The organism is Pseudomonas sp. JL27(2026) (genome assembly GCF_056933555.1).
This window is the reverse complement of the sequence record NZ_CM167794.1, coordinates 2,225,177-2,238,372: the sequence shown is the minus strand read 5'-3', so window position 1 is coordinate 2,238,372 and position 13,196 is coordinate 2,225,177. Positions and strand designations below refer to the sequence as shown.

11 protein-coding genes are annotated in these 13,196 nt (G+C 60.5%); 1 reads left to right on the top strand and 10 read right to left on the bottom strand.

Translation table 11 applies throughout. The features are described from left to right. Positions 1-42: 42 nt before the first annotated feature. From purF to truA, 7 genes are all read right to left on the bottom strand, one after another. Positions 43-1,548 carry an amidophosphoribosyltransferase gene (gene purF, locus AC1Z1G_RS10250; protein ID WP_483626826.1) on the bottom strand — a complete coding sequence of 502 codons (1,506 nt, stop codon included), beginning with the start codon at positions 1,546-1,548 and terminating at the stop codon, positions 43-45. 41 nt (positions 1,549-1,589) lie between these two features. After that, the gene (locus tag AC1Z1G_RS10245) at positions 1,590-2,150 is read right to left on the bottom strand and encodes a CvpA family protein (protein ID WP_347905246.1); all 561 of its coding nucleotides are present in this window, start codon (positions 2,148-2,150) and stop codon (positions 1,590-1,592) included. A gap of 98 nt (positions 2,151-2,248) precedes the next feature. Continuing rightward, positions 2,249-2,905, bottom strand: a complete 657-nt coding sequence (locus tag AC1Z1G_RS10240; RefSeq protein WP_483626825.1) for an SPOR domain-containing protein — start codon at positions 2,903-2,905, stop codon at positions 2,249-2,251. Then, a complete protein-coding gene (folC, locus tag AC1Z1G_RS10235) occupies positions 2,889-4,196 on the bottom strand; it encodes a bifunctional tetrahydrofolate synthase/dihydrofolate synthase (protein ID WP_483626824.1) in 1,308 nt (435 codons plus the stop codon). The genes AC1Z1G_RS10240 and folC overlap by 17 nt, the downstream gene beginning before the upstream one ends. Beyond that, entirely contained in the window at positions 4,193-5,113 is a 921-nt protein-coding gene (accD, locus tag AC1Z1G_RS10230; protein WP_483626823.1) for an acetyl-CoA carboxylase, carboxyltransferase subunit beta, read from the bottom strand. Before accD ends, folC begins: the two co-directional genes overlap by 4 nt. A gap of 257 nt (positions 5,114-5,370) precedes the next feature. After that, positions 5,371-6,003, bottom strand: coding sequence for a phosphoribosylanthranilate isomerase (locus tag AC1Z1G_RS10225; RefSeq protein ID WP_483626822.1), 633 nt, complete (start codon positions 6,001-6,003; stop codon positions 5,371-5,373). Positions 6,004-6,066: 63 nt separating this feature from the next. Then, the gene (gene truA / locus AC1Z1G_RS10220) at positions 6,067-6,891 is read right to left on the bottom strand and encodes a tRNA pseudouridine(38-40) synthase TruA (RefSeq protein ID WP_483627796.1); all 825 of its coding nucleotides are present in this window, start codon (positions 6,889-6,891) and stop codon (positions 6,067-6,069) included. 213 nt (positions 6,892-7,104) lie between these two features. Here truA and AC1Z1G_RS10215 point away from each other — a divergent pair, with 213 nt between their 5' ends. Beyond that, positions 7,105-7,764 carry a M24 family metallopeptidase gene (locus tag AC1Z1G_RS10215; protein WP_483626821.1) on the top strand — a complete coding sequence of 220 codons (660 nt, stop codon included), beginning with the start codon at positions 7,105-7,107 and terminating at the stop codon, positions 7,762-7,764. A gap of 95 nt (positions 7,765-7,859) precedes the next feature. On the opposite strand, the gene AC1Z1G_RS10210 is transcribed toward AC1Z1G_RS10215, so the two are convergent. From AC1Z1G_RS10210 to asd, 3 genes are all read right to left on the bottom strand, one after another. Next, on the bottom strand, positions 7,860-10,529 hold the full coding sequence (locus tag AC1Z1G_RS10210) for a FimV/HubP family polar landmark protein (protein WP_483626820.1): 2,670 nt from the start codon (positions 10,527-10,529) through the stop codon (positions 7,860-7,862). Between the two features lie 207 nt (positions 10,530-10,736). After that, a complete protein-coding gene (locus tag AC1Z1G_RS10205) occupies positions 10,737-11,747 on the bottom strand; it encodes an aspartate-semialdehyde dehydrogenase (protein WP_483626819.1) in 1,011 nt (336 codons plus the stop codon). Positions 11,748-12,009: 262 nt separating this feature from the next. Beyond that, positions 12,010-13,122, bottom strand: a complete 1,113-nt coding sequence (asd, locus tag AC1Z1G_RS10200) for an aspartate-semialdehyde dehydrogenase (RefSeq protein ID WP_483626818.1) — start codon at positions 13,120-13,122, stop codon at positions 12,010-12,012. Positions 13,123-13,196: the final 74 nt, after the last annotated feature.

Here is a 13,196-nt window from a genome sequence, read left to right as displayed (position 1 = left end):
CTGGATATATACGCAAACCGGCCCATAAGGGCCGGTGATTACTCAGTTGTTGTACAGATCAATGATCGCGCTGACTGCCTGCGTCTTGACCTTGGAGGCATCGTTACGCGCCTGCTCGATCTTGTTCAGGTAAGCCTCGTCGATGTCGCCGGTCACGTACTTGCCGTCGAACACGGCGCAATCGAAGTGTTCGATTTTGATCTTGCCGCCGCCGACCGCTTCGATCAGGTCTGGCAGGTCTTGATAGATCAGCCAGTCCGCACCGATCAGATCGGCTACATCCTGGGTCGAACGATTGTGGGCGATCAACTCGTGAGCGCTCGGCATGTCGATGCCATACACGTTCGGATAACGTACCGCTGGCGCCGCCGAGCAGAAATAAACGTTCTTGGCGCCGGCTTCGCGTGCCATTTGAATGATCTGCTTGCAGGTGGTGCCACGAACAATGGAGTCGTCCACCAGCATCACGTTCTTGCCGCGGAACTCCAGCTCGATGGCGTTGAGCTTCTGGCGTACGGATTTCTTGCGTGCAGCCTGGCCCGGCATAATGAAGGTCCGACCGATGTAGCGGTTCTTCACGAACCCTTCGCGGAACTTCACACCCAGGTGATTCGCCAGCTCCAGCGCCGCGGTGCGGCTGGTGTCCGGAATCGGGATGACCACGTCGATGTCGTGCTCCGGACGCTCGCGCAGGATCTTCTCGGCGAGCTTCTCACCCATGCGCAGACGCGCCTTGTACACCGAAACGCCGTCGATGATCGAATCCGGACGCGCCAGGTAGACGTGTTCAAAGATGCAAGGCGTGAGTTTCGGGTTGGTCGCGCACTGACGGGTGTGCAGCTTGCCCTCTTCAGTGATGTAGACCGCTTCGCCCGGCGCCAGGTCGCGGATCAGGGTGAAGCCGAGCACATCCAGGGACACGCTTTCAGAGGCGATCATGTACTCGACACCTTCGTCGGTATGACGCTGGCCGAACACGATCGGGCGAATACCGTTCGGGTCGCGGAAACCGACGATGCCGTAACCGGTCACCATTGCCACGACTGCGTAGCCACCCCGGCAACGGTTGTGCACGTCGGTGACGGCAGCGAACACATCTTCTTCAGTCGGCTGCAACTTGCCGCGCTGGGCCAGTTCGTGAGCGAACACGTTGAGCAGTACTTCGGAATCGGAATTGGTGTTGACGTGGCGCAGGTCGGATTCGTAAATCTCCTTGGCCAGTTGCTCAACGTTGGTCAGGTTGCCGTTGTGTGCCAGCGTGATGCCGTACGGCGAGTTGACGTAAAACGGCTGGGCTTCGGCCGAGGTCGAACTGCCCGCCGTCGGGTAACGCACATGACCAATGCCCATGTGGCCGACCAGGCGCTGCATGTGACGCTGCTGAAACACATCACGAACCAGGCCGTTATCCTTGCGCAGGAACAACCGGCCATCATGGCTGGTCACGATACCGGCAGCGTCCTGGCCGCGGTGCTGGAGGACGGTTAGCGCGTCATACAGCGCCTGATTGACGTTCGACTTACCGACGATACCGACGATGCCACACATGCGACGCAACCCCTACTTAATGGATCTGAACTGAACACATCTCACTGAGGCGTTTTGGCCGTCGGCAAGAGGTGCTCCTTGAACGGTATATCAGCGGGTACGCTGATACCGCTGGCAAGCCACTGACTGCTCCAACCCAGAATCAGGTTTTTGGACCAGTCTGCAACCAATAGAAATTTTGGCACGAGCTGTGAGTCTTTCCACCACCCGTCCTGCTGTACCGGCCCCAGGCTCAACAGCCCGACCGCCACGACCACCAGCAACACGCCACGCGCGGCGCCAAAGGCCATGCCGAGGAATCGATCGGTCCCGGATAGCCCGGTCACGCGAACCAATTCGCCGATAAGATAATTGATCATTGCGCCTACCACTAAGGTGGCGACAAACATGATGGCACAGCCCGCGATCACGCGAGCCGACGGTGTTTCGATGTATCCGGCGAGGTACTCGGACAATGAACCACCGAACATCCAGGCAACGACTCCTGCGATGATCCAGGTCACCAGCGATAGTGCTTCCTTGACGAAGCCGCGGCTCAGACTGATCAAAGCGGAGATGGCGACGATAGCAACGATCGCCCAGTCAACCCAGGTAAATGGCACAGTGCAGCCTACAGACGGATAAGGCGGCGCATTTTAGCAGAGCCCATGGCTGTCGGTAAGCTGCGATTGTCAGTGCTTTTGAAATCAATCGCTTGGGATTAACCGCGCTCAGGCTGAAAGCGAACGACAAAACCTTTAAGGTTTTGCTGACGACCCAGCAAATCACGCAGGCGATCCGCCTCGGCGCGCTCGATCAACGGCCCGACAAACACCCGGTTCTTGCCTTCAGCCGAGCGAATATAGGCATTGTAGCCTTGGCTGCGCAGGGTCTTTTGCAAGCTTTCGGCGCTTTCACGGCTCGACAGACTCGCCAACTGCACCGACCAACTGACCGATAAACCATTGGCGTCGACACGACGCTGCGTCACGTCCGGCTTGCTCGGTACTACTGCAACCGGTTGCACCGGGACAGACTTGGGAGCAGGAGGCGGCGCAACCGGCTTGCTGGCGATCACCGGAGCCGGGACAGGGACCGGAGTGACCGGCGCACTCGGCGCGACAGGCACCACTTGCTGAGCGACTTCGTCATCGCTGGGAATCGGCTCCTGAGGCAAAGCTTGCGGCTCGGGCACGACCACCGGCTCTACCTGAATCTGCGCCATCGCCGGTGCTTGCGGCGCGGCGGGTGCCTGGACACTGATCTGGCGCTGTTCATCCTCACGGGTAAACAGCATTGGCAGGAAGATCACCGCCAACGCCACCAGAACCAGAGCCCCGACCATGCGCTGCTTGTACGCGTTATCCAGCAAAGCCATTTGTGGCCTCCTCCGTGGAGCGCCGGGCCAACCACTCGAGCGCCTCGGCAACACAATAAAATGATCCGAACAGCAGGATTTCATCCTCGGCTGTCGCCAGCGCGCACTGCCCTTCAAGGGCCGCCGCCACGCTTGCATAGGACGTCACCGACGCCCCAAGGTTCTGCAACGCACCCTGCAAATCAGCTACCGGACGAGCGCGAGCGCAATCGAGTGGGGCAACTGCCCAGTGCTGGACACTAGCACTCAACTCAGCCACCACACCGTCTAAATCCTTGTCGGCCAGCAAACCGAACACCGCCAGGCGCTTGCCCACCAGCGGTCGGTGCGCCAGACGCTGCGCCAAATACTGCGCCGCATGGGGGTTATGCCCCACATCCAGCATCAGGTTCAGGCGCTTGCCCTGCCAGTTGAACTGACGACGATCGAGACGCCCGACCACGGCGGTCGCTTTCAAGGCCTCGACAATCGTATCGGCCTGCCACGGCAAGCCCAGCAGCGCATAAGCCTGAAGGGCCAGGGAAGCGTTTTCCATCGGCAGGTCGAGCAATGGCAAATCGTGCAGCTCAAGCTCGCACCCTTGCCCATCGACACCGCGCCATTGCCAGTTCTGCTCGGTGATGCCCAAATCGAAATCGCGACCGCGCAGAAAGAACGGGCAACCGAGCTCGCGAGCCTTGTCCAGCAGCGGTTGCGGAGGATTGAGATCACCACAGAGCGCGGGCGCGCCCTGACGGAAAATACCGGCCTTTTCGTAGGCGACGGACTCACGGGTATCACCCAGGTAATCCGCGTGATCGACACCAATGCTGGTGACCAGTGCCATGTCGGCATCGACCACGTTGACCGTGTCCAGGCGCCCACCCAGCCCGACCTCCAGCACCACGGCATCGAGACCTGACTGCTGAAACAGCCAGAACGCCGCGAGCGTGCCCATTTCGAAGTAGGTCAGGGACGTGTCGCCACGGCCAGCCTCGACCGCGACAAAAGCCTGGCACAGCTCGGCGTCGGTCGCCTCGACACCATTAACCTGCACACGCTCGTTGTAACGCAGCAAGTGCGGAGAACTGTAGACGCCCACCTTGAGCCCTTGCGCCCGCAGCAATGAAGCCACGAACGCACAGGTAGACCCCTTGCCGTTGGTGCCGGTGACCGTAATCACCCGAGGCGCCGGCTTGCCCAGCCCCATACGGGACGCTACCTGTTGCGAACGCTCCAGCCCCATATCGATGGCCGATGGATGCAACTGCTCCAGGTAGGCGAGCCACTCGCCAAGGGTGCGCTCGGTCATAGGTTTGCAGGCACCGGTGGAACCACGATCGGCTCGATTGGCGCCGCCACGAACTCAGGCGTCGGCAACCCCATCAGTTGAGCCAGCAGGTTACCCAGGCGCGGACGCAGCTCATGACGCGCAATGATCATGTCGATCGCACCGTGCTCCAACAGGAATTCGCTGCGCTGGAAGCCTTCCGGCAGTTTTTCACGCACGGTCTGCTCGATCACACGCGGACCTGCAAAGCCGATCAGGGCTTTTGGCTCGCCGACGATCACGTCACCCAGCATGGCCAGACTGGCGGAAACACCACCGTAGACCGGATCGGTCAGCACGGAGATGAACGGGATGCCTTCTTCGCGCAAACGTGCCAGCACCGCAGAGGTCTTGGCCATTTGCATCAGCGAGATCAGCGCTTCCTGCATCCGCGCACCGCCGGAAGCGGCGAAGCAGATCATCGGGCAGCGGTTTTCCAGGGCGTAGTTGGCAGCGCGCACGAAGCGCTCACCGACGATGGCACCCATCGAGCCACCCATGAAGGAGAACTCGAACGCCGACACCACGACCGGCATACCCAACAGGGTACCGCTCATGGAGATCAGGGCGTCTTTTTCGCCAGTCTGCTTCTGCGCAGCACTCAGGCGATCCTTGTACTTCTTGCCGTCACGGAATTTCAGACGGTCAACCGGCTCCAGGTCAGCGCCCAGTTCGGCACGGCCTTCAGCGTCGAGGAAGATGTCGATCCGCGCACGTGCGCCGATGCGCATGTGGTGGTTGCACTTGGGGCAAACATCCAGGGTTTTTTCCAGCTCCGGACGATAGAGCACAGCCTCACAGGATGGGCATTTGTGCCACAGACCTTCAGGCACCGAGCTCTTCTTCACCTCGGAACGCATGATCGAAGGGATCAGTTTGTCTACTAACCAGTTGCTCATGCTTTCTTTCTCCAGTACCGGCGGCCCGGACACTCTGGTCCCAGGCCCCGCGTATGCCCTTGAGCTAAATTCATGTGTGCGGCGATGAGGGTTCGCTGCCGCGGTCGGCACGGGGCCATGACCTGCCTGCAACGCAACCCATCCTCAGCCATCCCGACACCCGCACGGAGCGGTTGTCACTCAGGTTTCGGCCGTCCGAAGGCGGCGCCAGCCTGCTGTGTACAGTGAACTTATGGACGGCGGCAGACTGCCAGCCGTCACATCGACGATGCAGCGCCGCGTACAGCCTGCATAAACGCGCGAATCTTCGCGTGATCCTTGATGCCCTTGCTCTGCTCCACCCCACCGCTGACGTCTACCGCATAGGGATGGACCCGGGCGATGGCCTCGGCCACATTGTCCGCCGACAGCCCGCCGGCCAGAATAATCGGCTTGTCCAGGCCTTGCGGTATCAGTGACCAGTCGAACGCCTCGCCGGTCCCACCGGGAATACCCTCGACATACGTGTCGAGCAAAATCCCGCTGGCGCCGGCGTACGCCTTGCAACTGGCGGCGATATCGTCGCCAGCCTTGACCCGCAACGCCTTGATATACGGACGATGGTAACCCTCGCACTCGGCCGGGCTTTCATCGCCATGAAACTGCAACAGATCCAGAGGCACCGCGTCGAGGATCTCGCCCAGCTCGCAACGGCTGGCATTGACGAACAACCCCACGGTGGTCACGAACGGCGGCAAGACCTTGATGATCGCTCGCACCTGCTGCACGGTCACCGCTCGCGGGCTTTTGGCGTAAAACACAAAACCAATCGCATCCGCCCCCGCCTCGACCGCAGCCAGCGCATCTTCTATGCGGGTAATCCCACAAATTTTGCTGCGAACGGCTGGCATGTCGTTTGAACCTCAGGGCAAATCCGGGAAAGTCCCGGATGGTAACAAAAGCGTTCGAAGGCGTCAGCCGTCAAGTTCCGTGAACCCTGTCAGGAAATGCGGACCGACATAACGCTCCGGCAACTGGAATTCGTCGTGGTACTCGACCTGCACCAGGTACAAGCCAAACGGATGGGCCGTGACCCCGCCCGAACGACGAGCCCGGCTCTCCAGTACGTCCCTGGCCCACTCCACCGGGCGCTCGCCTGCACCGATCGTCATCAACACCCCGGCGATGTTGCGCACCATATGGTGCAGGAACGCGCTGGCGCGGATATCCAGCACGATCATCTTGCCGTGCCGGGTGACGCGCAAGTGATGGATTTCCTTGATCGGCGACTTGGCCTGGCACTGACCCGCGCGAAACGCACTGAAATCGTGAGTGCCCAGCAAGTGCTGCGCCGCCTCAGACATACGCTGCACGTCGAGGGGGCGATGATTCCAGGTCACTTCTTCGTTGAGGTGCGCAGGACGGATCTGATCGTTGTAGATCACATAACGATAGCGCCGGGCAATGGCTTTGAAGCGCGCATGGAAATGCGCGGGCATGACCTTGGCCCAACTGACACTGATGTCATGGGGCAAGTTGATATTGGCGCCCATGACCCAGGCCTTGAGCGAACGCTCGACCTGAGTATCGAAATGCACCACCTGGCCGCACGCATGCACCCCCGCATCGGTGCGCCCCGCGCAATGCACGGACACCGGCGAATCAGCCACTTTGGACAAGGCTTGCTCAAGGGCTTGCTGCACGGTTGGCACACCGGACGCCTGACGTTGCCAGCCGCAGTAGCGCGAGCCTTTGTATTCAACGCCCAGAGCGATCCGGAAAAAGCCGTCGGCCGCCATTTCGGCGGCCGGGTTATCTATATTTGCCAAGGAGTAACAGCCTGCTGATCAACGCAAAGGCAGGCATTATAAGGCCGCAAGACCGGGACGCCATGTTCGCCGCACTTTTTGTTTCACGCAAAGCGCAGCACGCAACGATTGCATCAAGCCACCCTTCATCGCTATATAGACAACTACATAACGAAGCTCATGAAAACCACCGAGACCTGATGAATGAGTGCCATACAAAAAGAAGCGGTCGGATTAGCCTACAGCCTGGAAGGCATGCTCCACGCCAAACGCAAGACCTGGGAAGCCATCGACGAGATGGCCCGCCGCATCAAGCCCGGACAGCTGGAATCCGAAGCCCGCGCAATGGGCCTGGAAGTCCTCAATGAGCTGGGCATGGACCGCATCTGGCATCCAGCACTGATCCGCTTCGGCGAAAACACCTTGAAAACCTTCAAGGAACGTTCCGATGGCGACCCGATGCTGGGCGAGAACGATATTTTCTTTATCGACCTGGGTGTGGTCTGGGATCGTCATGAAGGGGATTGTGGCGCAACCTACACCACCGGCCACGACCCGCAGATGATCGCGTGCGCTGCGGCGGCAAAAACCCTGTTTGATCAAGTTCACGATTACTGGCGCACCCATCAGGTTGCCGGCCCCGACCTGTATCGCTACGCCGACGAACAGGCGAAAGCGCTGGGCTGGGTGCTTAATCTGGATATCAAGGGCCACCGGGTCAGCGACTTCCCGCACGCGATCTATCGCGCAGGCGACCTGGGTAACTTCGAGGCCTGCCCGAACGTTGGCTTGTGGATCCTGGAAATCCAGATCGCCCACCCTACCCGCCCCTTCGGTGCGTTTTATGAAGACCTGCTGGCCTGACAAGCACAACAGATGATCCATGCGGGAACGGTGACTGCAAAAACAAAAACGGCAGCCTCAAGGGGCTGCCGTTTTGTTCAAGCGTTAACGCGAAGTCAAGCCAGACGCGTCAGCATCTCCTTGGCTTCGTTCTTCTGACCCGCATCCCCTTCGCTCAGGACTTCACCGAGAATATCCCGTGCGCCGTCGTTGTCACCCATGTCGATATAGGCTTGCGCCAGATCGAGCTTGGTGGCGACTTCGTCAGTGCCCGCCAGGAAATCAAACTCAGGCTCACCGATATCGATCGCTGCATCTTCGGCCGTGTAGCTCGGTGCCGCCGCTGGCTGTTCCAGGCTCTGGGACAAGCGATCCAGCTCTGCATTGACATCATCGAGTTCAGCGGCGAATGCGTCCGGCTCGGCATGAGCGTCCATCTCATCGGCCAGCGACAGATCGAAATCCGCCGGCAGTTCCAGATCGTCAGCCAGGCCTTCGGAAAGCGTCGGCACATCGGCCACCGGCAAATCCTTCAGGTCATCATCCAGATTCAGCAGGAAATCGTCGCCACTCAAGGTCGGGACGGCGGTATCGGCGGTACCCAGATCCAGATCGAAGTCCGACAGGTCGTCCAGGTTTTCCGTGGCATCCGTCTGCTGTTGCAGAACCGACTCGAAACTCAAGTCGTCGTCCAGCGGGAACTCATCCAGCTCAGGCTCAGGCTCGACTTCAGCAGCAACAGGCTCAGGTTCAGGCTCAGCCACGGCCACTGGCGGGTTTTCCAGATCATCCAGGCTCAGGTCGAAAGCCGCATCCAGCTCAGCATGCTCTGCTGGCGCCTCTGGCTCTGGCTCTGGCTCGTCGAGCAGCAGATCCTTGACGTACTGGGCGTCCAGCTCGGCTGCAATTGCAGCTGCTGCGATACCTGCAACGGCCACCACAGCCATCGCCGGGAACCGTTTTTTGAGTTGCTCGACTTCAGCGTAATTCTTGCCGTTAGCCACCAGTTGGCGCTCTTGCGCGATAAACGCGTCACGGTCGCCCTGCCCGCCGTAGACTTCCATCAACTTCAAGCGCAGGTCGCTGCGTTGTGGCTCCTGCTTGATCGCCTCTTCAAGAATTGCGGCAGCCTGGTTCAGGCGACCGTTCTCGATATGCGACTGGGCTTGTGCCAACACATCATCCGACCGCTCGGCGGCCGGAGCCACCAGTGGAGCGGCAATAGGCTCGGCCATGACTACCGGCGCAACGACCGGCTCAGGAGCTGGAGCTGGAGCTGGAGCTGGAGCTGGAGCAAGCTTGACGCTCGGCGGCGGAACTTCCAGGCCTTCGAAGCTGCTTTCCGGCAGGTCCAGGTCGGCGGAGAAATCGGTTTCCTCAGCCAGCGCCCGTGCCATGCGCACATGCTTCTCAGCTTCCTGTTGAGCCTTGCGGCGACGAGCCAGCAACAGCAGCAGGAGCAACATCACCACCGCGCCACCGCCCACCAGGCCCAGCAACACCGGGCTGGTCAGCAGTTCGTTAAACTTCTGGTCGTCGCTCGCCACGGGAACCGGCGCCTCTACTGGCGCAGGGGCCGGAGCCACTTGCGGCACGACAGCCGGGATAACCGGTTCCGGCGCCGCCTCGACGACTGGCGCTGCCGGTGCAGGCGCAGGCGCAGCAACCAGCTCAGCCGGCATCGGTGCCGCAGGCTGAGCAGCAGCCGGAGCCGGAGCCGCAGGTGCTGCGCCTTCAGCCTGCAACTTGGCCAATTGATTGTTTTTCAGCTCAATCAGACGTTCCAGCTTGTCGAGTTGGCTTTGCAGATCGGTCATGCGACTTTTCAGCTCGGCATTGTCGCGCCGGGTCGTATCAAGGCTTTCCTGGGTGACTGCCAACTTGTTGCTGATGGCTTTGCTGTCGCCCGCCGCGCCCTTGCCGTGCGCCTTGCCGGACTCCGCAGAGACCAGGCTCAGGTTGTCCTTGGCGGCAACTTGCGAGGGCGCCACGTCAGTGCGAGCACGCTTGGTCGCATCCAACTGCCGGGGCTGGGTGCGCGTCGCCGTACGACGCCCCTGACGCCAGGCGGCGTTCTGCGCGGCCACTTCGGCGATGGCCTTGGGTTGCGCCAGGCTGGTGCTCTGTACAGCGTCCGGCAGGCGCAGGACCTTACCGGTTTTCAGACGATTGATGTTGCCATCGATAAAGGCATCCGGGTTCAGCGCCTGAATCGCCAGCATGGTTTGCTGGATCGAGCCGCCATTGCGCGCCTTGGCAGCGATTTCCCAGAGGGTATCGCGCGGCGTGGTGGTGTAACGGGCAGCCTTGGTGGTACCGGTAACCGGCGCAGTCACCGCTTGAGCCGGCGCAGGTTGCGCGGCCGCATCGGCGGTTTGCGGCGAGAATTTGGACGGATCGAGCAACACGCTGTAATCGCGCAACAGTCGACCGTTAGGCCACATCACCTGCACCAGGAATTTCACCATGGGCTCGGAGAGTGGTTGACTCGATGTCACGCGCAGGATGCTTTTGCCGTTGGCATTGAGCATCGGAGTAAACGTCAGGTCATTGAGGAACGCCTGACGATCAACGCCCGCCTTGGCGAAATCATCGACCGATGCCAGGCTCGGGACCACTTCGGCCGCCGTAAGATCCTTGACATCGAGCAACTCGATTTCCGCAACCAGGGGCTGGTTCAGCGTCGACTTCAGGGTCAATTCCCCAAGCCCAAGGGCATGCGCCATACCGGAGGACAGCGCCGAGGCGGCCGCTATTGCTAACGCCAGTTTGCGAACTTGAACCATAGCCTCATCCTTTCTTTGAACATTCCTCGGCCAGCGAGAAGGTGTTAATAGCCGCTGCCGTAAGGCATTGCGCGCCGCATCGAGATGTCGTTGCGCGCGATTATTTCACTTATGCCTTGGAAGCCCCAGATGGCGGCTCGCCTCAAGCGTTCAGGCCAAGCATAGCGCTCGGCTAGAATCATTCTGTAAATTGTTGCCAAGTATCTTTTACGCAAGGTCTTTTATCAACAGCTCAGCCACCTGCACAGCATTGAGTGCGGCGCCTTTGCGGACGTTATCCGAGGTCAACCACAGATTAAGCTCCGTCGGATCATCGACACCGGTCCGCACCCGGCCGACATAGACCACGTCCTGCCCTACCGCATCGCCCACCGGCGTCGGGTAATCACCGGCCTCGACCAGCTCGACCCCCGGCGCCGATTCCAGCGCCGCGTTGACCGCTGCAAGGTCGATTGCCTTGGCTGACTGCAAGGTCACGCTAAAGCTATCGCCAAAAAACACCGGGGCTTGAATGCAAGAGACGGAAATCTTTAATAAAGGTTGTGCCATGACCTCGCGCAACTCACGCACCAGACGTTTTTCCAGCAACGTGTGGCCTTGCGCATCCGGCGTACCGACTTGAGCCAACAGGTTAAACGCCATCTGCCGATCGAAAAATTTCGGCTCCAGCGGACGCACGTTGAGCAACTCGGCGGTCTGGCGCGCCAGCTCGGTCACGGCCTCGCGACCTTGCGCAGAAACGGCCAGGCTGGCCGTCAGGTTGACCCGCTGCAGATCCAGCAAACCACGCAACGGCGCCAACACTACCGCCAGGGTTGTGGCCGAGGCGCTTGGGCTGCTGACCTGGAACGGTTTTTTCAGGCTCGCCAGCACCTCGCCATTGGCTTCGGGCACAACATGCGGCGCTTGTTCTGACGGCAGCGCGCCAGACAGGTCGATCACCATGCAACCCGCGGCGCTGGCGCGCGATGCGAAACTCAGGGTAACCGCCGGCCCCGCCGCGAAGAACGCCAGTTGAACCTTGCTGAAATCGAATTCATCGACCTCACGCACCCGCACATTCTTGCCACGAAACGGCACCGAATGCCCGGCCGACTCACTGCTGGCCAGCAGGTGCAGATTAGCGACCGGGAAGTCGCGCTCTTCAAGAATCTGGACGAGTGTTTCGCCGACAGTACCGGTGGCGCCGATGACGGCGATATCAAAGGACTGGTTCATGGTTCTACCTCAGGCGAAACGGGGGGAGCGGCACTTTACCGGGTGACTGGCGGCGAGGCAATTCGGCGGGAGATTTGGGTTGGCTGGACCGGCCTCTTCGCGAGCAAGCCCGCTCCCACATTTGATCTTCAGTGTTCATGCAATCAATGTGTGCGAGCTTGCTCGCGAAGGCGGCCGTTAATATTCCAGGAAATCCAAGACCACCCTCAATAAAAAACCCGTCGCTCTTTCGAACGACGGGTTCTTTCATTGCATCAACCGATCAACGCTCCAGCAGAATCCGCAGCATGCGACGCAGCGGCTCGGCCGCGCCCCACAGCAGCTGGTCGCCCACGGTGAAGGCGCCGAGGTACTGCGTGCCCATGTTCAGCTTGCGCAGACGACCAACCGGTACGTTCAAGGTGCCGGTGACTTTCGTCGGGCTCAGCTCCTGCATGCTGATCTCACGCTGGTTCGGCACCAGTTTGACCCATGGATTGTGCTGGCTGATCAGCCCTTCGATGTCGGCGATCGGTACGTCTTTGTTCAGTTTGATGGTCAGTGCCTGGCTGTGGCAGCGCATAGCGCCGATGCGCACGCAGATGCCGTCCACCGGGATCGGGCTCTTGAAGCGACCGAGGATCTTGTTGGTCTCGGCTTGGGCCTTCCACTCTTCGCGGCTCTGGCCGTTCGGCAGCTCTTTGTCGATCCACGGGATCAGGCTGCCGGCCAGCGGTACGCCGAAGTTCTCAGTCGGGTACGCGTCGCTGCGCATGGCTTCGGCGACACGGCGGTCGATGTCGAGGATGGCGCTGGCCGGGTCGGCCAGTTGATCGGCGACAGCGGCGTGGGTCGCGCCCATTTGCTTGATCAGTTCACGCATGTTTTGCGCGCCGGCACCGGAGGCCGCCTGATAGGTCATGGCGCTCATCCACTCCACCAGACCGGCTTCGAACAGACCGCCCAGGCCCATCAGCATCAGGCTGACGGTGCAGTTGCCGCCGATGTAGTTCTTGGTGCCCGCGTCGAGCTGCTGGTCGATGACCTTGCGGTTCACCGGGTCCAGCACGATCACCGCGTCATCCTGCATCCGCAGGCTGGAAGCGGCGTCGATCCAGTAACCCTGCCAGCCGGCTTCACGCAGTTTCGGGAAGACTTCGCTGGTGTAGTCGCCACCCTGGCAGGTCAGAATCACGTCGAGGGTTTTCAGCTCTTCAATGCTGTAAGCGTCCTTGAGCGGAGCAATGTCCTTGCCCACGGACGGGCCTTGGCCACCGACATTGGAAGTGGTGAAAAACACCGGCTCGATAAGATCGAAATCCTGCTCTTCCAGCATCCGCTGCATGAGCACGGAACCGACCATACCGCGCCAACCGATCAGACCTACACGTTTCATCGCAACTACACCCCTAACAAAAAGTGGGCCGCCTTCCATCAGACTGAGTAAAAACTACTGCACTCGGCAACGTT

What these genes read in the sequence shown, in the direction of transcription:
- purF (WP_483626826.1), bottom strand. Translation starts at nt 1,548, where the DNA reads ATGTGTGGCATCGTCGGTATCGTCGGTAAGTCGAACGTCAATCAGGCG.
- accD (WP_483626823.1), bottom strand. Translation starts at nt 5,113, where the DNA reads ATGAGCAACTGGTTAGTAGACAAACTGATCCCTTCGATCATGCGTTCC.
- truA (WP_483627796.1), bottom strand. Translation starts at nt 6,891, where the DNA reads ATGGCGGCCGACGGCTTTTTCCGGATCGCTCTGGGCGTTGAATACAAA.
- AC1Z1G_RS10205 (WP_483626819.1), bottom strand. Translation starts at nt 11,747, where the DNA reads ATGAACCAGTCCTTTGATATCGCCGTCATCGGCGCCACCGGTACTGTC.
- asd (WP_483626818.1), bottom strand. Translation starts at nt 13,122, where the DNA reads ATGAAACGTGTAGGTCTGATCGGTTGGCGCGGTATGGTCGGTTCCGTG.
- folC (WP_483626824.1), bottom strand. Translation starts at nt 4,196, where the DNA reads ATGACCGAGCGCACCCTTGGCGAGTGGCTCGCCTACCTGGAGCAGTTG.
- AC1Z1G_RS10210 (WP_483626820.1), bottom strand. Translation starts at nt 10,529, where the DNA reads ATGGTTCAAGTTCGCAAACTGGCGTTAGCAATAGCGGCCGCCTCGGCG.
- AC1Z1G_RS10240 (WP_483626825.1), bottom strand. Translation starts at nt 2,905, where the DNA reads ATGGCTTTGCTGGATAACGCGTACAAGCAGCGCATGGTCGGGGCTCTG.
- AC1Z1G_RS10215 (WP_483626821.1), top strand. Translation starts at nt 7,105, where the DNA reads ATGAGTGCCATACAAAAAGAAGCGGTCGGATTAGCCTACAGCCTGGAA.
- AC1Z1G_RS10225 (WP_483626822.1), bottom strand. Translation starts at nt 6,003, where the DNA reads ATGCCAGCCGTTCGCAGCAAAATTTGTGGGATTACCCGCATAGAAGAT.